General features: G+C 67.4%; 18 protein-coding genes and 3 tRNA genes. 12 read left to right on the plus strand and 9 right to left on the minus strand.

Translation table 11 applies throughout. The annotated features are described in order from the left end of the window. Positions 1-78 precede the first annotated feature (78 nt). Entirely contained in the window at positions 79-1962 is a 1884-nt protein-coding gene (locus ACX9OW_RS09115; RefSeq protein WP_193396128.1) for a formylglycine-generating enzyme family protein, read from the minus strand. Between the two features lie 84 nt (positions 1963-2046). On the opposite strand from ACX9OW_RS09115, the gene rnd reads away from it, so the two are divergent. After that, positions 2047-3126: a ribonuclease D gene (gene rnd, locus ACX9OW_RS09120; RefSeq protein ID WP_053520336.1), complete on the plus strand. Its 1080-nt coding sequence runs from the start codon at positions 2047-2049 to the stop codon at positions 3124-3126. 67 nt (positions 3127-3193) lie between these two features. Here the strand turns inward: rnd and ACX9OW_RS09125 are convergent, their stop codons facing one another. Further along, the gene (locus ACX9OW_RS09125; RefSeq protein ID WP_459062474.1) at positions 3194-5488 is read right to left on the minus strand and encodes a TonB-dependent receptor; all 2295 of its coding nucleotides are present in this window, start codon (positions 5486-5488) and stop codon (positions 3194-3196) included. 247 nt (positions 5489-5735) lie between these two features. On the opposite strand from ACX9OW_RS09125, the gene ACX9OW_RS09130 reads away from it, so the two are divergent. After that, positions 5736-5811, plus strand: a tRNA-Ala gene (locus ACX9OW_RS09130). Positions 5812-5999: 188 nt separating this feature from the next. On the opposite strand, the gene ACX9OW_RS09135 is transcribed toward ACX9OW_RS09130, so the two are convergent. Next, positions 6000-6173, minus strand: coding sequence for a hypothetical protein (locus ACX9OW_RS09135; RefSeq protein ID WP_164972374.1), 174 nt, complete (start codon positions 6171-6173; stop codon positions 6000-6002). A gap of 109 nt (positions 6174-6282) precedes the next feature. Next, the gene (locus ACX9OW_RS09140; protein ID WP_253119466.1) at positions 6283-7044 is read right to left on the minus strand and encodes an SDR family oxidoreductase; all 762 of its coding nucleotides are present in this window, start codon (positions 7042-7044) and stop codon (positions 6283-6285) included. A 132-nt stretch (positions 7045-7176) separates the two neighbouring features. On the opposite strand from ACX9OW_RS09140, the gene ACX9OW_RS09145 reads away from it, so the two are divergent. After that, positions 7177-8016, plus strand: coding sequence for a bifunctional transcriptional activator/DNA repair enzyme AdaA (locus tag ACX9OW_RS09145; protein ID WP_283220020.1), 840 nt, complete (start codon positions 7177-7179; stop codon positions 8014-8016). An 89-nt stretch (positions 8017-8105) separates the two neighbouring features. Here ACX9OW_RS09145 and ACX9OW_RS09150 read toward each other — a convergent pair whose 3' ends face one another. Continuing rightward, the gene (locus ACX9OW_RS09150; RefSeq protein WP_263175136.1) at positions 8106-9131 is read right to left on the minus strand and encodes an NADP-dependent oxidoreductase; all 1026 of its coding nucleotides are present in this window, start codon (positions 9129-9131) and stop codon (positions 8106-8108) included. Between the two features lie 371 nt (positions 9132-9502). On the opposite strand from ACX9OW_RS09150, the gene ACX9OW_RS09155 reads away from it, so the two are divergent. The 7 genes from ACX9OW_RS09155 (at position 9503) to dxs (ending at position 15821) form a co-directional block, all read left to right on the plus strand. Continuing rightward, positions 9503-9578 (plus strand) — tRNA-Phe (locus ACX9OW_RS09155). Between the two features lie 74 nt (positions 9579-9652). Next, positions 9653-9728 (plus strand) — tRNA-Phe (locus ACX9OW_RS09160). A gap of 126 nt (positions 9729-9854) precedes the next feature. Then, positions 9855-10406, plus strand: a complete 552-nt coding sequence (locus ACX9OW_RS09165) for a lipocalin family protein (RefSeq protein ID WP_053518705.1) — start codon at positions 9855-9857, stop codon at positions 10404-10406. Positions 10407-10567: 161 nt separating this feature from the next. Then, on the plus strand, positions 10568-11044 hold the full coding sequence (locus tag ACX9OW_RS09170) for an LEA/WHy family protein (protein ID WP_065181910.1): 477 nt from the start codon (positions 10568-10570) through the stop codon (positions 11042-11044). A 61-nt stretch (positions 11045-11105) separates the two neighbouring features. Beyond that, complete coding sequence (locus ACX9OW_RS09175) at positions 11106-12896, plus strand: acyl-CoA dehydrogenase C-terminal domain-containing protein (protein ID WP_193396123.1); 1791 nt, start codon at positions 11106-11108, stop codon at positions 12894-12896. 246 nt (positions 12897-13142) lie between these two features. Beyond that, entirely contained in the window at positions 13143-13808 is a 666-nt protein-coding gene (locus ACX9OW_RS09180; RefSeq protein ID WP_053518701.1) for an HNH endonuclease, read from the plus strand. 105 nt (positions 13809-13913) lie between these two features. Beyond that, on the plus strand, positions 13914-15821 hold the full coding sequence (dxs, locus tag ACX9OW_RS09185; RefSeq protein ID WP_065175547.1) for a 1-deoxy-D-xylulose-5-phosphate synthase: 1908 nt from the start codon (positions 13914-13916) through the stop codon (positions 15819-15821). 70 nt (positions 15822-15891) lie between these two features. Here dxs and ACX9OW_RS09190 read toward each other — a convergent pair whose 3' ends face one another. From ACX9OW_RS09190 to ACX9OW_RS09200, 3 genes are all read right to left on the minus strand, one after another. After that, positions 15892-16095 (minus strand): hypothetical protein, encoded by a 204-nt coding sequence (locus tag ACX9OW_RS09190; protein ID WP_053518700.1) that lies wholly within the window; start codon positions 16093-16095, stop codon positions 15892-15894. Positions 16096-16264: 169 nt separating this feature from the next. Beyond that, positions 16265-16804: a DUF3011 domain-containing protein gene (locus ACX9OW_RS09195; protein ID WP_111186452.1), complete on the minus strand. Its 540-nt coding sequence runs from the start codon at positions 16802-16804 to the stop codon at positions 16265-16267. A gap of 132 nt (positions 16805-16936) precedes the next feature. Then, positions 16937-17143 (minus strand): hypothetical protein, encoded by a 207-nt coding sequence (locus ACX9OW_RS09200; RefSeq protein WP_065175527.1) that lies wholly within the window; start codon positions 17141-17143, stop codon positions 16937-16939. Positions 17144-17548: 405 nt separating this feature from the next. On the opposite strand from ACX9OW_RS09200, the gene ACX9OW_RS09205 reads away from it, so the two are divergent. Together ACX9OW_RS09205 and ACX9OW_RS09210 are read left to right on the plus strand one after the other, a co-directional pair. Then, positions 17549-17824: a hypothetical protein gene (locus ACX9OW_RS09205; protein WP_111186453.1), complete on the plus strand. Its 276-nt coding sequence runs from the start codon at positions 17549-17551 to the stop codon at positions 17822-17824. Positions 17825-17835: 11 nt separating this feature from the next. Continuing rightward, complete coding sequence (locus tag ACX9OW_RS09210; RefSeq protein WP_459062475.1) at positions 17836-18069, plus strand: DUF1653 domain-containing protein; 234 nt, start codon at positions 17836-17838, stop codon at positions 18067-18069. Between the two features lie 57 nt (positions 18070-18126). Here the strand turns inward: ACX9OW_RS09210 and ACX9OW_RS09215 are convergent, their stop codons facing one another. Then, on the minus strand, positions 18127-18300 hold the full coding sequence (locus ACX9OW_RS09215) for a DUF1328 domain-containing protein (protein WP_006380555.1): 174 nt from the start codon (positions 18298-18300) through the stop codon (positions 18127-18129). Between the last annotated feature and the right edge of the window lie 64 nt (positions 18301-18364).

Raw genomic sequence — 18364 nt, forward strand, 5'->3', positions numbered from 1 at the left:
CTTCCGGCTGGCCCCGCCGGCCGGCGGGCACGGCGCAATCTTAGTGTGCCGGAGCCCGCGCCGGGTGAAGCCGGCCGCTCAGATGCCGCGTACCAGGCGGAACCCGATGCGGGCGTTGGTGGTGTCCGAGTCCTGCGACTGCCGCCAGGCCGCCCGGGTCTGCTCGGGAGAGTTCGCCCAGTTGCCTCCGCGGATCACCCGCGCCCGACAACCCGGGTTGAACCAGGCCACGCCGTCGGAGGGCGCACGCCGGTAGCTGGAATGCCAGCAGTCGGCCACCCATTCGCTGAGATTGCCGGCCATGTCGTGCAGGCCGAACGCGTTGGCCCGGAAGTTCGCCACCGGCGCCGGGCCCCACCAGCCATCGCCATAGCCGATGAACGCGTTGTGCCAATGCCGGCCAGACGGCGAGACATCCTTGCTGCCGGTGAAGTTGCCGCTGCCCGGCGGGGGCGTGCCTGTATCCCCCCAGGGATAACGGCCGCTGCTGCCGGCGCGCAGCGCATACTCGAACTCGGCCTCGCTGGGCAGCCGGTAGCTGTAGCCGGTCTGCTCGGACAGCCACGCGGCATAGTTTTCCGCGTCGCGCACGCTCACATGCATCACAGGCGCGTTGCCCAGCGCGCGCGCGCCGTCGTAATCCGAGCGCCAGTCGACACCGCTGCGGCGGATGAAGTTGCCGCTGCGCTCGTCATAGACCACCGAATGACCGCGACGGGTCGCGCGTGGGCGGGCATTGGTGGCTTTGACGTAGCGCTCGAAATCGCTGACGGTCACCTCGGTGATGGCCATCGCGAAACCGCGGTCAAACCGCACGTAATGCGAAGGGCGCTCGGCATCGGTGGCGCCGGGCTCGGCATCCCCTGCACCCATCTGGAAGCCGCCATGCGGCACCACCACCATCTGCGGGCCACGCCCGCCATCGCGCATCGCGTCGCTGAACACCTGGCCGGGACGGAAGCTGCCGTAATGGGTTGCCAGATCGATGCGCTCGCGCAGCTGCGCCACGACCGCGTCGCCGGGCAGCGCGATGCGCAGTGCTTCGGCCAGCTTCTCGCGTGCAGGTTTCAGGCCCTGCGGCGTCGCCAGGTCGCGCAGGCCCTCGTCGCGCAGCTGCGCCAGGGTGTTGGCCCGGATCTGCTCGATGCGCTCGAAGGCGTCGGCGATGGTCGGCGAGGAATCACGGACCTTGCTGGCTTCGGCCAGCCAGGTGCCGGCACTGGCGAAGTCACGGCGGCGGGCGGCCTCCTCGGCACGCCGGATCAGGCCGCTCTCCGCCGCAGCAAGGCCCTGGCGTGCGCGGCGGTTGCCCTCGTCAAGCGCCAACGCCTCGCGGAAACTGCCGATCGCGCCGTCACCGTCCTCGCCGATCCGGTCCGCGCGCAGGTCCTCCTCGCCGGCCCGGTTGTAGGCCACCACGCGTTGCGCGATCTCCACCCGCGCCTGCAGGGCACGCACCTTTTCATCGTCAGGGGCCAGGGTCAGCAACACCAGCGCCTGGCGTCCCGCTTCGGCCAGCGCCTCGCGCTGCTGCAGCGGCCGCACCAGCAAGGCATCGGTCTGCTGCAGCAGGCGCTGGCGGGCACGCTGCAGGCCAGCACGGGCCTGGCGGTCGTCAGGCACCTCCTCCTGCACCGCCAGCCACAGCGGGATGGCGGCATCGCCATCCTCGTACAGCCGATCCTGGGCAAACGCCTGCTCGGCGGCCCTGCGCAGCTGCGCCAGGCTGCGCCCCTCCCGATCGACACGGGGCGGCGTCCACTGCTGCACGTCTTCGGCGGCATCCTGACCGGCGATGGTCACGCTGCCCTGCACCGCCGGCCGATCCTCCGGCGCCGGCGGCGATGCCGCCTGGCCGGAACCCTCGCCGGCCTTGCCTGCCGGTGTCGGCGGTGACGGGGTGCAGGCGACCAGAGCCAGGGCCAGGCTGGCGCACAGCGCGGACGACAGCGGAAAACGCAAGCAGAGCCTCCTTCGGCACGGACGCGGACCGACGTTAGGCTATTCTCCCCTGCCTGAGCAAACCCGAGTAGCAGGCCCTGACCCGTGGCAATCTGGATCACCACCCCCGCCGAGCTGGATGCGTACTACCAGCAGCGTCCCACCCGCATCGGTCTGGACACCGAATTCATCCGTGAACGCACCTTCTGGCCGCAACTGGCGCTGGTGCAGATGGCGGTCGGCGAGGACATCCTGCTGATCGATCCGCTGATTCCCGGCATGCCCGAAGCACTGGCCCCCTGGCTGACCGATACGTCGATCATCAAGGTGATGCACAGCGCCAGCGAGGATCTGGTGGCCTTCAAATGGACCTGCGGCGTGCTGCCACGACCGCTGTTCGATACCCAGATCGGCGCGGCGCTGGCCGGCATCGGTGCCGGGATGGGCTACCAGAAGCTGGTGCAGGAGATCACCGGCGTGACCCTGGCCAAGGGCGAGACCCGCTCGGACTGGATGCGCCGCCCGCTCTCCGAGTCGCAGCTGCAGTATGCCGCCGATGACGTCGAGCACCTGTTCGCGCTGCATGACGCGATCGACGCGAGACTGCAGGCGATGGGACGCCAGCAGTGGCTGCACGACGACGCTGAACGCCTGTTGGCCAGCGTCGCCAACGATGAGGACCGCTGGCCGCACCTGTCCATGCGCTCGGCCCAGTTCCTCGATGCCGAGGCACAGCGACGCCTGCTGCGCCTGCTGCGCTGGCGCGATGTGCAGGCACGCCAGAGCGACCGGCCGCGCAGCTGGATCCTGGACAACGAACTTGCCGCCCTGCTGGCGCGCTCGCCACCGGCCGATGTCGACGCGCTCGCCAAGCTGTTCGAGCCGTTCCCGAAGGCGCCGCGCAAGCTGACAGCCGCCGTGTGGCAGGCCCTGGACACTCCGCTGGCCGATGAGCAGGACGCGCCGCTGGCAACCCAGCCCACCGACAGCAGCAAGAAGACGCTGAAGAAAATGCAGGACGCCGTGGCCGAATGCAGCCGCGAGCTGGGCCTGGCGGACGGCGTACTGGCCTCGCGCAAGCACCTGGAAAGCTACCTGGAGCACCGCCAGTGGCCGTCGGCGCTGGCCGGATGGCGCCAGCAGGCGCTGGAATCGCGCCTGCAGCCATTGTTGCCGGTGCGCTGACAACCCGCTGCAGCAACGGAAAGGGGCGGCCAGGATCACCGGGCCGCCCCTTCCCGCAACCGTTCGATTACCAGTTCATGTTCAGCGACACGCCCACGGTACGCGGCTCGTTGTACACCGCGGCCATGTAGTTCTCGATCACGCCCTTGAGAGTCTTCTCGTTGGTGATGTTGCGTGCGAACAGCGCGACTTCATAGGCACCGTAGTTGCCGGAGTAACCGATCTTCAGGCCGCCCTCGAAGTCCCCCTTGGAGTTGAACTCCTTGCTGTCATACAGCACGAAGCTGGTATAGCCCTGCTTGTTCCAGTCGGTGGACACGAACATCGTGGCCGCGTCGCTGACCGGGAAATCGTAGCGTGCGGCCAGGTTGACGTTGTACTTCGGTGCGTTCGGCAACGGGTTGCCGTCGATCTGCGCGAAGGTGTTCGCACCCACCTTGATGGTCGGATCATCCACCGTGCACACCACCTGGCCATTCAGGCCGCAGACCTGCGCGTACACGCGCTTGTCCTTGATTTCGCTGTGCAGCAGGCTGACACCGGCGCTCAGGGTCAGGTTGGGAACCGGACGCAGTTCCATGTCTGCTTCGAAACCATACGCCTTGGCCTTGTCTGCGTTGAACAGCACGCCGTTGCCGTCCGAATCGTTGCCGTTGAGCTGGATATCGTTGACGGTGTAGGTGAACGCGGTGGCGTTCAGGCGCAGGCGGTTGTCCCACAGGCTGCTCTTCACGCCGGCCTCCCAGGACAGGATGGTCTCCGAGTCGGCGGTGGTGAAGTCGGCATTGAACACGGCCGAACGGCCCTGGATGGTCGGCCCGCGGAAACCGCGCGCCACCTTCGCATAGACGCTGACGTCCGGCGTGATCTGGTACATCGCACTCAGGTCCCAGCTGGGCGTGGTATCGGACATCCTGACGTCGGTGCGGCCCTTGTAGGTCACCACCCCGGCAGCGGTGTCGGCGGTCTTCAGCAGCCGGGTGTGCTTCTCGTCGCGGGTCTGGCGCAGGCCGGCGGTCACCGTGAACCTGTCGGTGAAGGCGTAGCTGAGCTGGCCGAAACCGGCCCAGGAGGTGTTCTTGTTGCGCAGGCGTACCCAGTTGTTCGGATTGCGCGCAGCGCCCTGCAGGAACCAGGCACGCTGGTAGAAGTCGGTGGTGTCGCTGCCGTTGAAATAGAACGCGCCGGCCTGCCACTGCAACGCGCTGTCGTCATGGCTGGCCAGACGGAATTCCTGGGTCCACTGGTCCAGGTCGCGGATCCGGCCCATCGACTGGCCGTAGCCGTTGGGCACGCCGTTGACCGGATAGTTCACCGCAGCACCGCCATCGGTATCGCCACGGCTGTAACCGGAGGTGGTTTCATACGCGGTGATCGAAGTGAAGTCGATCGCGCCGAAATCATAGCGCGCCTTCACCGAGCCACCGTAGGTCTTGTAGGCCTGCGGGTTGTTGTCGGCTTCGTCGTAGGCGACCTGGTCGCGCGGCACGTCGGTGCGGTTGGAACCCTTGGTCAGCGCGCCGCGCAGGAACAGGGTCGAGGTGCCTTCGTAATCGCGCGCGTGTGCCGAGGCCAGGATCGAGAACTGCTCGCTCGGCGTCAGCAGCAGCTGGGCGCGGACGTTGCGGTCATCGAAACCGCCCATGGCGTTCTTCTTCGGGCTGACGGTGCCATCCGCACTCGGGCCGCTGTAGGTGTTGTCGACATAGTCGTCGCGATGCTGGTACAGGGCCGACACGCGGAACGAGGCGATATCGTTGATCGGACCGCCAAAGCCGCCATCGATCGACACGCTGTTGTAACTGGCGTAGCTGGCGCTGACGCGGCCGGTGTAGTCCTGCGTCGGCTTGAGCGTGTCGAACTTGACGATGCCGGCCGTGGTGTTGCGGCCGAACAGCGAACCCTGCGGGCCGCGCAGCACTTCCACCTGGTCCACGTCGTAGACCGGATTGGACTTGAGCACCACGTGCTCCAGCACCACGTCATCCTGGATGATCGACACCGGCTGGGAAGCTCCCAGATAGAAATCGATGTTGCCCAGCCCGCGGATGTAGAAGCGCGGGAAGATGCGACCGGTGGTGGTTTCCGCATACAGGCTCGGCACGCGGCCGGACAGCGCCAGCAGGGTGTCGTCGCCGCCGGCGGTGAAGTCGCGCATGCGCTCGCCCTGCACGACGCCCACCGACACCGGCACCTCCTGCAGGTTCTGCTCACGGTGTTCGGCGGTCACGGTGATGGTATCCAGCCCGGTGGGGGTCGGCGCACTGTCCTGCGCCGCGGCGCCGAAGCTGCCGACCAGCGCCAGGCCTGCGCAGGCCAGCGCGAGCGGATGGCGACGGAAGGAAACGAGGGAAGACGACATGCCCGACAGACGGCGGGAATCGGTATGGGAAGGCATCGAAAGCTCTGAGGAGACGTCCGGGCGGCCTGCGCGGGCCGGGCGGCGAGAAAGGGAACTGCTGCGCAGACTGGGGATTATCCTCCAAATTGTTACGATTTCGTTTCGCGCAACGGCATCGCACGAAAGCCGGCGGACTCGGCACAGTCGCCTCGGGCGGGCGCGTCGCTTGGCAAGGCCGACCGCCAGCGATACAATGACAGCGCACTACGGGGCCATAGCTCAGCTGGGAGAGCGCGTCGTTCGCAATGACGAGGTCAGGAGTTCGATCCTCCTTGGCTCCACCATCCACATGCCCACCAGGGCATGAAAAAGGCCGGAACTCCTGACACCCAGGGTCCGGCCTTTTTCGTTGCACGCCCCGGGCTACCGGGCCGATGAGACGCGCGACCTGCTCATGACCGAGCCCGGTGGCGACACACCCAGCATCGGGCAGCCGCTGGCTCGGGCCGAGGGCGCTTGCAGCAATGACGCGTCAGGCAGGCTCCTGCCCACCATCCTTGCGCCGTGGACTGCGCGAGTGGGTGTCACGTACCTGCTGGTCGCGCTGTCCCGGACGCTGCTTGGCGACGTCGTCCTGCTTCCGGTCCTGGCGGCTTTCCTGCACCCCCTGGCGTGGATCGGGCGTGTCCTTTTCGTGTCTGCTCATGCGTGGCTCCGCCGCCGGCGGAGGCCGGCGCTGGAGCCACGCTAGAGGTCGCCGGGTAACGGACGGGTCAGTCCGGCGCGAACGCCATGTGCAGCCGCCGGCCGTCCCCTCAGGTGCGATTGATGGATATCCCGCCGTCCACGCGCATCGCACTACCGGTCACGAAGCTGCCTTCATCGCTGGCCAGGAACAGCGCAGCGTTGGCGATCTCTTCCGGCCCGGCCAGGCGCTTGAGCGCATGCAGCGACCGTACGAAGTCCAGCGCATCCTCGTCTGGCGCAGCCTGCCGGCCCATCTCGGTGTCGGTGCCGCCGGGCAGCAGCACGTTGCAACGCACGCCCCGTGCGCCGTACTCCGCGGCGATCACCTGGCTCAGGCCGATCAGCCCGGCCTTGCTCGAGGCGTAAGCGGCCATGCCGGGCAAGCCGACGGTATGGCCGACGATGGTGCCGACGAACACCAGCGAGCCGCCGCCCCGCGCCAGCAGGGCTGGCAACTGCGCACGCGCGGCGTGGAAGGCTGCATCGAGGTTGGTGGCCATCACCTGCCTCCAGGCGTCCACCGGAAACTCCGCAGCGGGCACGCCCGGCCCCAGCATCCCGGCATTGTTGATCGCGATGTCCAGGCCTCCGAAGGCCCGCTTCGCCAGGTCGACCAGCACCTGTGCAGTGTCCGGCCCGGCGACATCGGCGGCATGCACCACCGCCTCGCCGCCGGCAGCACGGATCTGATCGGCCAGCGCCTGCAACGGCTCCGGCTGCCGCGCGTTGAGCACCAGCCTTGCGCCCTCGGCGGCGAAACGCAGCGCGCAGGCGCGGCCGATGCCGGCGCTGGCACCGGTGATGAGGGCGATCTTGTCGTGCAGGCGCATGTTCGGGGTCCAGGCAGTGAAGTGGACCCTACGATGTCGCGCCTCTGCCCCGTTGACACTCCGTTTCCGGGCCCTGCCGGCGCGTGCAGGAAACGGAGTTTCCGCCAGCGGGGCACGTGCCAGAATCGACGCATGGACACTGCCATCGCAACCACCGATGCCCGCGTCGAACGCGTCTGCCGCCACCTGCAGGCCCGTCTCGACGAACCCTCGCTGCAGGAGCTTGCCGAACTGGCGGGCTGCAGCCCCACCCGGCTGCATCGCCTGTTCAAGCAGGCCACCGGATTGACCCCGAAGCAGTATGCGGCGGCCCTGCGCGCCGATCGGCTGCGCACAGGACTGCAACAGCAGGCGCGCATCACCGATGCTTTCCACGACGCCGGCTTCGGCTCCAGCGGCCGCTTCTACGAGAACGCGCCGCGCCTGCTGGGAATGACGCCCCGGCAATGGCGCAGCGGGGGACGCGGTGAGGTGATCCATTTCGCCATCGCCGAAAGCTCGCTGGGCAGCGTACTGGTGGCCAGCAGCAGCATCGGCGTGGTGGCGATCCTGCTCGGCGACGATCCGGAGGCGCTGCTGCAGTCGTTGCAGCAACGCTTCCGCCAGGCGGAGCTGGTCGGCGCTGACAGTGGCTACGAGCAGCTGGTGGCGCAGGTGGTCGGCCTGGTCGAGGATCCGGCACGTGGCGCGACACTGCCACTGGACATCCGCGGCACCGCCTTCCAGCAGCGCGTCTGGCAGGCGCTGCAGCAGATTCCCCAAGGGCAGACCGCATCGTATGCCGACATTGCCGCGCGCATCGGCGCACCGCGCTCCAGCCGCGCGGTCGCGCGTGCCTGCGCCAGCAATCCACTGGCGGTGGCAGTGCCATGCCATCGCGTGGTGCGCCGCGATGGCGATCTGTCCGGCTATGCCTGGGGTGTGGCCCGCAAGCGCGAACTGCTGCGCCGGGAGAAAGCCGCCAACGGCTGATGCCGCCGCATCAGGACCGGTGGATGCCGACCGTGGCCGGCTCGCGCCGTGGCAGCGCCGGGCCATGCCCGGCGGACACCGGCGAGAGCTCAGTCCAGCTTCACCACCAGCTTGCCGAAGTTGCGCCCCTGCAGCAGCCCGAAGAAGGCATCCGGTGCGCTCTGCAGCCCTTCGACCACGTCCTCGCGGTACTGGATGCGCCCTTCCCGAAGCCAGTGCGCCATCTCGCGCTCGAACTGCGGCCACAGGTGGCTGAAGTCGTGCACGATGAAGCCGCGCACCGTCAGCCGCTGCCGCAGGATCTGGCTGAACAATGCCGGCAGGCGATCGGGCCCGGGATGCTCGACGCCGCGCGCGTTGTAGGTGGCGATGGTGCCGCAGACCGGAATGCGGGCGAAATCGTTGAGCAGTGGCAGCACCGCGTCGAGTACGTGGCCGCCGACATTCTCGAAGTAGACGTCGATGCCGTCCGGCACGGCGGCGCGCAGCTGCGCGGCGAAATCAGCCGCGCGATGGTCCAGCGCCACATCCACGCCAAGCGATTGCAGGTAGGCACGCTTGCCATCGCCGCCGGCAATGGCGACCACGCGGGCGCCCTGCAGTTTGGCCAGCTGGGCGACGGTTGCCCCCACCGGCCCGGTCGCAGCGGCGACCACCAGCGTCTCGCCCGGCTGCAGCCGGGCGATTTCATGCAGGCTGGAATACGCGGTGAATCCCGGCATGCCATACACGCCGAGTGCCGTGCTCAGCGGCAGGCCCGCCGGGTCCAGCCGACGCCCCAGCACCTGCGCATCCAGCACCGCATGGGTCTGCCATCCACCCGGCGCCAGGAACAGCTCGCCCACCGCGATTCCCGCCGCATTCGACTGCAGCACTTCGGCGACGGTCTGCCCTTCCATCACCGCACCCACGGCAACGGGAGGCGCATAGGAAGGTCCCTCGTCCATGCGCCCGCGCATATACGGATCCAGCGACAGATAGCGGTTGCGCAGCAGCACCTGTCCTGCTGCCGGCGCCGGCAGCGGCGACTGCTCCAGGCGGAAATTGGCAGCGATCGGCGCACCCTGCGGCCGCGAGGCGAGCACGATGCGGGTGGTGGTCGGTTGATCAGCCATGGGATGGACTCTGCTGCGGACAGCATTGGACAGGAGGGGCGACAATACGCCGCGACGATCGGCGCGTGCGGCGGCGAAAACAGCGTTCCATCGCCTGCCTGATGCAACCGCGGCCGCATGCCTTGCCCCTGCATGTTTGCCGATGCGGGCGGCCCGCTGATTTCCGCTGCAGGCGACGATCCTCGCCGCCGCCGCGACCACCCGTCTCGTCCGCCATCGACCGGCGCCGCCACCTCGGCACGACGCAGGATCAACCACTTGCGCCCGCGCAGACGGCAATGTGAAGGTTTTTTTCCAAAATGCTTGCCGAAGACAGCCGACCTCCGTAATATGCGCGTCCTTGGCAGCGACGTCGCTGCAACGAAACACGTGGCCGAGTAGCTCAGTTGGTAGAGCAGGGGATTGAAAATCCCCGTGTCGGCGGTTCGATTCCGTCCTCGGCCACCACGTTCGAAGGCCTGCAGAAATGCAGGTCTTTTTTTTCCGGCCACCGCTGTCGATCGCGGTCTGCCGCACAATCTGGCCGAGTAGCTCAGTTGGTAGAGCAGGGGATTGAAAATCCCCGTGTCGGCGGTTCGATTCCGTCCTCGGCCACCATGCTTGAAGACCTGCAGAAATGCGGGTCTTTTTTTGTTTCCGGCGCGCCATGCAGGCGGTTGACGAAACATTCACACCGGCACGCAGCACGCCCCCTACGCTCCAGTGTCCTGCCGGAGTCTGCCGATGCATCTGCGCCCTGCCCTGTTCGCCTGCCTGCTGCTGGCTTCGCTGTCCGCGACCGCCAGCGAACCCGTGCGTGCCGTCGATGCGCTGGACATCGACCGCTATGCCGGCCAGTGGCACGAGATCGCCCACCTGCCCGTGTCGTTCCAGAAGCGCTGCGTCGGCGACATCACCGCACACTATGCATTGCGCCGCGATGGCCGCATCAGCGTCACCAATGCCTGCCGCAATGGCGACGGCGAACGCGTGGTGGCTGAAGGCGTGGCCCGGCCCGTGGCCGGACATCCCGGCCAGTTGCAGGTGCGCTTCGTCCCCGACTGGCTGAGCTGGGTGCCGCTGGTCTGGGCCGACTACTGGGTGCTGGCGCTGGATCCGGACTACCAGTGGGCGATGGTCGGCGGCCCTGACCGCAAGTATCTGTGGATCCTGTCGCGCCTGCCGGAGATGGACCGCGCACGGTTCGAACAGCTGAAGGCCAAGGCCGAGGCGATGGGCTACGACCTGGCGCCGCTGCGCCTGATGGCGCCGATACGCGACGCACCGGCCGACTGAGCCGCCCTCCGGCTGCGCGCAACGCGCCCGCTCCGGCGCTGTGCGTGCCCGGCCGCCATCTTCACGCGCTACCCTCTGCGGCGGGTCGCCACAGGCGATCCACTGAACCATACGCCGTAGTATGCTTACGCCAACGCACCCCCTTCAGAGGACTTGCGCCCATGTTGCACCGTTTCCGTACCGTCTTGATCGTCCTGTGCACCCTCGCCCTCGCCGCCTGCAGCGACGGCATCGTCAAGCGCGTCTCGGAACCGGCCGCCAGCCTGCAGCAGCTGACCGTCCGCGCCGACGGCAACTGGACCGTGGCGCTGCGCCTGCAGAACTACAGCTCGATGCCGATGACGTTCGACGATGTGTCCCTGGCGCTGAGCGTCGGCGACAGCGAAGCCGGCACCCTGCAGGCCCGTCCCGGCATCTCCATCGGCGGCACCTCCGCCGACGTCATCACGGTCGACCTGGTGCCCAGCTCGGCCGCACGCCTGGTGGTGGCCGATGCGCTGGCCGGCAACCGCACCCTGGCCTATGGCCTGAAAGGTTCGGTGACAGCCACGCCGCAGGAAAAGAAGCAGCGCAGCTTCGACGTCAGCAGCCGCAGCACGTTGAACCAGGCGCCGGGCCTGCCGGGCGTGCTGCGCTGAACACCGCTTTCCATCGCGGCGCACCGCGCCGTTCTCCCTGTCCCTGATCGAGACGTATCCGATGAGCAGCTACACCGCCCCGCTTTCCGACCTCCGTTTCGCCCTGCACGACGTGCTCAAGGTCGAACCGCTGTTCGCCCGCCTGGGCTTCACCGACGCCACCGCCGATGTGGTCGATGCCGTGCTGGAGGAAGCCGGCCGTTTCAGCGCGAGCGTGCTGGCCCCGCTCAACAGCGTGGGCGATGAAATCGGCTGCGTGCTCGACCAGGCCACCGGCGAAGTCACCACCCCGCCTGGCTTCAAGCAGGCCTATGACCAGTTCGTCGACGGCGGCTGGACCGGCCTGACCGCCGCACCCGAGCTGGGCGGCCAGGGCCTGCCGCACACCCTGGGCGTGCCGCTGAATGAAATGATCAACGCTGCCAATCTGGCGTGGGGCAATTTCCCGCTGCTCTCGCACGGCGCCATTGAAGCGCTCAAGCAGCACGGCGAAGCGTGGCAGCACGACGCCTTCCTGAAGCCCCTGATCGAAGGCCGCTGGACCGGCACCATGTGCCTGACCGAACCGCACTGCGGTACCGACCTGGGCCTGCTCAAGACCAAGGCCGAGCCGAACGCCGATGGCAGCTACGCGATCACCGGCACCAAGATCTTCATCACTGCCGGCGAGCACGACCTGACCGGCAACATCGTGCACCTGGTGCTGGCCAAGCTGCCCGACGCGCCGCCGGGTGCAAAGGGAATCTCGCTGTTCGTCACCCCGAAGTTCAAGGTCGACCGCGAGGGCAACGTCGGCGAGCGCAACGCGCTGCGCTGCGGCTCCATCGAGCACAAGATGGGCATCAAGGGCTCGGTCACCTGCGTGATGAACTTCGACGGCGCGCAGGGCTATCTGGTCGGCCAGCCGCACAAGGGCCTGCAGGCAATGTTCACCATGATGAACACTGCGCGCCTGGGCGTCGGCCTGCAGGGCATCGGCCTGTCCGAACGCGCCTATCAGAACGCGCTCAAGTACAGCCGTGAGCGCCTGCAGTCGCGCGCCCTGAGCGGCGCGAAGTTCCCGGACAGGCCGGCCGACCCGATCCTGGTCCACCCGGACGTACGCCGCATGCTGCTGACGGTGAAGTCACTGGTCGAGGGCAGCCGTCTGCTGGCCCTGCACGCGGCCACCCTGATCGACATCGCCCACCGCGCCGACGACGCTGCCGAGCGCGAGCGCGCCGACACCCTGGTGAGCTTCCTGACCCCGATCTCCAAGGCCTGCCAGACCGAATGGGGCATCGAGAACACCTACAACGCCCTGCAGTGCTTCGGTGGCCACGGCTACATCCGCGAACACGGCATGGAGCAGCTGGCGCGCGATGCACGCATCACCACGCTGTATGAAGGCACCACCGGCATCCAGGCGCTGGACCTGATCGGCCGCAAGACCGCCTCCAGCCAGGGGGCCGGCCTCAAGCTGATGCTGGCCGAGATCGAGGCCTTCGCCAGGGAACACGAGGGCAACGAAGCGCTGGCCGAGTTCATCGGCCCGCTGCGCGCCAAGGCCGCCGAATGGGGCAAGCTGACCATGGACGTGCTGCAGCGCGCCGCCGGCAACCCGGACGAGCTGGGTGCGGCCAGCTACGACTACCTGTTCTATTCCGGCTACGTGGTGCTGGCGTACTGGTGGGCACGCAGTGTCGCCGCCGCCGACGCCAGTGTGCACGGCGCGGCATTCGCGCAGGGCAAGCGCGAGACCGCGCGCTTCTACTTCGCCCGTGTGCTGCCGCGTACGCTCAGCCATGCTGCCGCGATCCAGGCCGGTGCGGCGCCGCTGATGGCGATGGACGACGAGCGCTTCGGCGCCTGAGCCCATCCCGCCGGTAGATCCACGCCATGCGTGGATGAGGGGTCAGAGCCCTTTCCTTCGGAAAGGGATCCGACCCCGGCCTGACCGCCCTCGATCATCCCTCTGGAGAAAAGCCCCCCTTTGTTAAGGGGGGCGCGCCAACGGCGCGGGAGACAGGAGGAATGCGCGGACCTGAATCTTGCGATTTGCGTATCGCCGACGGGCGATACACAAATCGTCAACATTCAGGTATAAGCTGTTCTCCCGATGGAGACAGACACTACACGCTTGGGTCTGATCGAAGCCGGAGCCCCGCTTTCTGCTCCGGGCGTCGAAGCATCGCCCAACGTCACGACGTTGCACCGCCCTGGTTCGGTCCGGCTGCTCTCGCTCGACGCCCACGGACGCGTACTGGACTGGATCACCTGGCAGGATGCCGCCTGCCTCTACGCCCGCGAGGCCGTCGCCTGGACCCTTGGCGACCCCTGCCTGCACATCCACGGCGGAACCAACCGGTTCAGCGGCCTGCAGAGTGGCCTGGACCTGCATCCGATCATCGCCGCGCGGGGCCACGCGCGATCCCGTGCCATCGACCCTACCCCGAACCTGACCAACCCGGCCCTGTTCGCCCGCGATTCGCACCTGTGCCTGTATTGCGGCCAGCAGTTCAACCGTCCCTCGCTGACCCGCGACCACGTCATGCCGCTGTCCAAGGGCGGGCTGGACTGCTGGGAAAACGTAGTCACCGCATGCTTCCACTGCAACTCGCGCAAGAGTGACCGTACCCCCCAGCAGGCCGGCATGCCGCTGCTGGCGGTGCCCTACCGGCCCAGCTGGATCGAGCACCTGATCCTGTCCAACCGCAACATCCTGGCCGACCAGATGGCGTTCCTGAAAGCGCAGCTGCCCAAGCGTTCCAAGCTCAGCACCTGAACCTGCCGGCCGGCAACCCTCACCGTCCTGTCACGGACGGCGGCGTTTGCTTGCCCCACCCCCGTTTGAGGGCGAAAATGGTCGTTCAGAACACGTGCGAACATGATGATCGACTCTGCCCGCTATCCCCGCCTCGCGCACATCCAGACGCCGGATGACCTGCGCACGTTCGACGAATCCGAGCTGAGGGCGGTCGCCGACGAACTGCGCGCCTACCTCATCGAATCGGTGGGCAAGAGCGGCGGACATTTCGCCGCCGGCCTGGGCGTGATCGAACTCACCGTCGCCCTGCACTACCTGTACCAGACCCCGCATGACCAGCTGGTCTGGGATGTGGGCCATCAGACCTACCCGCACAAGATCCTCACCGGCCGCCGTGACGAGATCCACACCGTCAAGCAGAAGGACGGCGTGGCGCCGTTCCCCAAGCGCGAGGAAAGCGAGTTCGACACCTTTGGGGTCGGTCATTCCTCGACCTCGATCTCCGCCGCACTGGGCATGGCCATCGCCCGCCAGTCACAGGGTGACGACCGCAAGATCGTGGCAGTGATCGGTGACGGCGCGATGACCGCCGGCATGGCCTTCGAGGCGCTGATGCACGCGGGCGGCATGGAGCCGGAGCCGAATCTGCTGGTGATCCTCAACGACAACAACATGTCGATCTCCGAGGCCGTCGGCGGGCTGACCAAGATGCTCGGCCGCGCCACCGGCAGCCGCACGCTCAATGCACTGCGCGAAGGCGGCAAGAAGATCCTGGGCGACAAGAAGAACAATCCGGCGCGCTTCGTGAAGCGCTGGGAAGAGCACTGGAAAGGCATGTTCGTGCCCTCCACGATGTTCGAGGAGATGGGCTTCCACTACACCGGCCCGATCGACGGCCATGACCTGCCCGCCCTGCTGTCCACGCTGAAGACGCTGCGCGCCTCCAAGGGCCCCAAGCTGCTGCACGTGATGACCACCAAGGGCAAGGGCTACGAGCCTGCCGAAGGCGACCAGATCGGTTATCACGCAGTGGGCCCGTTCGATCCCGACAAGGGCCTGGTGGCCAAGACCGGCGCCAAGAAGCCGACCTACACCGACGTGTTCGGCGACTGGCTGTGCGACGCTGCCGCCGCGGAGCCACGCCTGTACGGCATCACCCCGGCGATGCGCGAAGGCTCCGGCTTGGTGCGCTTCAGCAGGGAATACCCGCAGCGCTACTTCGACGTGGCGATCGCCGAGCAGCACGCGGTCACCCTGGCCGCCGGCATGGCCACCCAGGGCGGCAAGCCGGTGGTGGCGATCTATTCCACCTTCCTGCAGCGCGCGTACGACCAGCTGGTGCATGACGTGGCCATCCAGGACCTCGACGTGCTGTTCGCGATTGATCGCGCCGGCGTGGTCGGACCGGATGGGGCGACCCATGCCGGCAACCTCGACCTGAGCTTCCTGCGCTGCGTGCCGAACATGGTGGTGATGGCCCCGTCGAACGAGGCGGAGTGCAGGCAGATGCTCAGCACCGGTCTGCAGTACGCCGGTCCGGCCGCCGTGCGTTACCCGCGTGGCAGCGGTACCGGCGTCGCGGCCGGCAGTGACCTGTCCACGCTGCCGATCGGCAAGGGCGAGCTGCGCGTGCAGGGCAGCCACATCGCCCTGCTGGCGTTCGGCAGCACCGTTGCCGCCGCCGAACAGGTGGGCCGCGAGTTGGGCCTGAGCGTGGTCAACATGCGCTTCATCAAGCCGCTGGACCGCGATCTGGTGCTGGCAATGGCCGCCCAGCACGAAGGCCTGGTGACCATCGAAGACAACGTGGTGGCCGGTGGCGCCGGTTCCGGCGTGGCCGAGCTGCTCAACGCCGAAGCGGTGCTGCGACCGATCCTGCATCTCGGCCTGCCCGACGCCTACCAGCATCATGCCAGCCGCGAGGACCTGCTGGCTGAAGCCGGCATCGATGCCGCCGGGATCCGCGCGGCCGTGCTCAAGCGCTGGCCGCAGCTGGCTGCCACCACTCCGCCGCTGAGCGCGGCAGGCTGACCGTTCCGGGTGGAACCGGGCAGGCGCCCGGTTTCCCCGCGCCTGCTGCGGAACGACGCGCGGTCCCTGTTCAACCGTAGCTGATCGCTTCCACGAACGCGCCGCTGGCTTCCACGCGCACGGCGGCGCGCTGCCCGGTGTCCACGAAGTGCAGCCTGGCCAGGGCCTGGGCGAAATCGAAGGCGCGGGCGCCGTCGCGGAACTCGATCGGCTCCGGTCTATCCGGATGCAGAACACGCCATTGGCGCTGTTCGCACTGAAGGCGGATCAACATGCAGCTCACTCCTTGAGGCAGCGTATCGATGAAGGCGGAAGGCGTGCACCGGTGACGGCACGGACTGCCGATGCAATCAGGGCACCCGTGCCCTGATTGCAGACGATACGGCGTTCAAACTGTGAGCAATATCAGATTTTTCTGATTTTGACGCAGATGGCCAGAAGGATCAGTTCACCTGGAACTGGGCGCGGCACCCATCGCTGACCCAGATGCCGCGGCGGTCCCAGCCCCAGGTCCGGCCCTCGATACAGGCACTGCGGGAGTCCTGCCGGATCAGGCGTACGCTGCGGCGGACGCGGGTGTCACAGTATTCCTGTCGATGGCCATTGGAATGACAGGCGATCACTTCGCCACCGCGGCCATTGCCGTTGCCCCATCCACCACCCCAGCCGCCGCCACGACGCGACTCGCCGACGAACTCGGCCCGGCAGCCCCGGGTCACCCACACGCCGGAGCGCGACTGGCCCCAGGTCTCGCCCTCCACGCACGGCGAGCCGGACAGCTGGCGGATCAGCCGGGGCCGTCCTTCCAGGCGGCACTCATTGCTGCGGTTCTTGACCGATTCGCATCGCACGATGCCGCTGCCGTCGCGGCCGCCATGGCGATCGTCGTCATAACCATAGTTCTGCGCCTGCGCGCCCCCGGCGGCGGCCAGCATCGGCAGCAGTGCGCAGGCCAGGGTGCGCCAGGTGAGTGCGTTGCCCATCGAGATCTCCAGATGAATGCGTGGCGGCAAGCATCCGGGATTCGCGGCGCGGCGCACAGAGGGCAACGCGCCGTCGGTTCTTTCCCCATTCAAACAGCTCAACCGCGGCTGACTGCGCCGCAGGGTCGGCCGCTAGGCACCGATCCGCAGTACATCCACTGCCCCCCCCAGTGCCTCCACACGCACGATGCAGTGCTGGCCCGTGCGGCGGTGATGTTCCTGGGCCAGTTCGGTGGCGACATCGAACGCGTCGGCGCCGCGGGCGAACGAGGCGGTGGTGCGCGCCTCGGGGTCCAGCACGAACCAGTGCTGGGCATTGCAGTGGACGGTAAACACCATGATCGACTCCAACGGAGGGAATGGACGCGGCGCCGGGGATGAGGTGAGAGCGCCGATACCTGTTCAGGCTAGCGAGCGCTTCAGGCAGGGCCTATCAGATTTGTCCGAAAAATCCCCGCCAGCGGATCGGAATTCGCGCTTCGTCACATCCCTGAGCCCGTTCACCCCATGACTTTCGTGATTCTTGTCACGAAGTCAGCTTGGCTTCACACTATCGTCACCAACAGGGGCCCCTTCCACATGCGCACCTTCCAACCGCCGCAGCGCTCGACGCTGCTGAAGTTCTACTTCGCAGCCTGCTACCTGGTCCTGATCGAGGAACTGATCCGCGCGTCGATGAGTTGAGCGCTTGCCGCTGCTGCTGGCCCGCCGCACACTGACGGTTTAGGCCACGGAGTGTCCTCGATGAAAGCCCTCATGCTGGCGCCGCTGTTGCTGGCCCTGGCCGCCTGCGCAGCACCGCAACAGACGCCCGTGCGCGAAGCGGCGGCCACTTCGGCACCCGTAGTCGGCGGTGATCGCGATGCCCATGGCTGCATCGGCTCGGCTGGCTACCAGTGGTGCGAGCGCAGCCAGCGTTGCGAGCGTCCCTGGGAACTGGCCCAGGCGCAAGGCCTGGCCAATACCGCCGAGGCGATCGACGCCTACTGCGCGACGCCGGCACAGCCGGCGCGCAGATGAGTGCTGCACCCATGACGGCGCTCAGTCCCCTGCCCACGCTTGCGCGCGGCCGCTATCGCCATTTCAAGGGCGGCGAGTATGAAGTGATCGACATCGTGCGCAGCAGCGAGACCCTGCAGCCGATGGTGCTGTACCGCGCCCTGTATGGCGAAGGCGGATTGTGGGTGCGGCCCTACGCCATGTTCGTAGAACAGGTACCGGACGCACTTGGCACACAGCCTCGTTTCGCACGTATCGACGACTGACGGCTGTGCGTCTCGCGTGGCAGCGCACACCTGCGCGCGCTGCCACGCGGTCAGCCGCTAGCTGACCTTCTTCGCGACGGTCATGCCCAGCAGGAACAGCACCACGGCAATGATGATGCCGGCCCAGAACAGGAACTTGGCGATACCCACCGCGGCACCCGCGATGCCGCCGAAGCCGAGCACGCCGGCGATCACACCGATGATGGCGAAGATGATGGCCCACTTGATCATGTCGATCCTTTCCCCACAGGGACTGAAAACAGTGCGATCAGCCTAGGCCGCAGCCGATGCCAGC

This window comes from Stenotrophomonas genospecies 5 (assembly GCF_054473825.1).

What these genes read in the sequence shown, in the direction of transcription:
- ACX9OW_RS09125 (WP_459062474.1), bottom strand. Translation starts at nt 5,488, where the DNA reads ATGTCGTCTTCCCTCGTTTCCTTCCGTCGCCATCCGCTCGCGCTGGCC.
- ACX9OW_RS09135 (WP_164972374.1), bottom strand. Translation starts at nt 6,173, where the DNA reads ATGAGCAGACACGAAAAGGACACGCCCGATCCACGCCAGGGGGTGCAG.
- ACX9OW_RS09140 (WP_253119466.1), bottom strand. Translation starts at nt 7,044, where the DNA reads ATGCGCCTGCACGACAAGATCGCCCTCATCACCGGTGCCAGCGCCGGC.
- ACX9OW_RS09145 (WP_283220020.1), top strand. Translation starts at nt 7,177, where the DNA reads ATGGACACTGCCATCGCAACCACCGATGCCCGCGTCGAACGCGTCTGC.
- ACX9OW_RS09150 (WP_263175136.1), bottom strand. Translation starts at nt 9,131, where the DNA reads ATGGCTGATCAACCGACCACCACCCGCATCGTGCTCGCCTCGCGGCCG.
- ACX9OW_RS09165 (WP_053518705.1), top strand. Translation starts at nt 9,855, where the DNA reads ATGCATCTGCGCCCTGCCCTGTTCGCCTGCCTGCTGCTGGCTTCGCTG.
- ACX9OW_RS09170 (WP_065181910.1), top strand. Translation starts at nt 10,568, where the DNA reads ATGTTGCACCGTTTCCGTACCGTCTTGATCGTCCTGTGCACCCTCGCC.
- ACX9OW_RS09175 (WP_193396123.1), top strand. Translation starts at nt 11,106, where the DNA reads ATGAGCAGCTACACCGCCCCGCTTTCCGACCTCCGTTTCGCCCTGCAC.
- ACX9OW_RS09180 (WP_053518701.1), top strand. Translation starts at nt 13,143, where the DNA reads ATGGAGACAGACACTACACGCTTGGGTCTGATCGAAGCCGGAGCCCCG.
- dxs (WP_065175547.1), top strand. Translation starts at nt 13,914, where the DNA reads ATGATCGACTCTGCCCGCTATCCCCGCCTCGCGCACATCCAGACGCCG.
- ACX9OW_RS09190 (WP_053518700.1), bottom strand. Translation starts at nt 16,095, where the DNA reads ATGTTGATCCGCCTTCAGTGCGAACAGCGCCAATGGCGTGTTCTGCAT.
- ACX9OW_RS09195 (WP_111186452.1), bottom strand. Translation starts at nt 16,804, where the DNA reads ATGGGCAACGCACTCACCTGGCGCACCCTGGCCTGCGCACTGCTGCCG.
- ACX9OW_RS09200 (WP_065175527.1), bottom strand. Translation starts at nt 17,143, where the DNA reads ATGGTGTTTACCGTCCACTGCAATGCCCAGCACTGGTTCGTGCTGGAC.
- ACX9OW_RS09205 (WP_111186453.1), top strand. Translation starts at nt 17,549, where the DNA reads ATGAAAGCCCTCATGCTGGCGCCGCTGTTGCTGGCCCTGGCCGCCTGC.
- ACX9OW_RS09210 (WP_459062475.1), top strand. Translation starts at nt 17,836, where the DNA reads ATGACGGCGCTCAGTCCCCTGCCCACGCTTGCGCGCGGCCGCTATCGC.
- ACX9OW_RS09215 (WP_006380555.1), bottom strand. Translation starts at nt 18,300, where the DNA reads ATGATCAAGTGGGCCATCATCTTCGCCATCATCGGTGTGATCGCCGGC.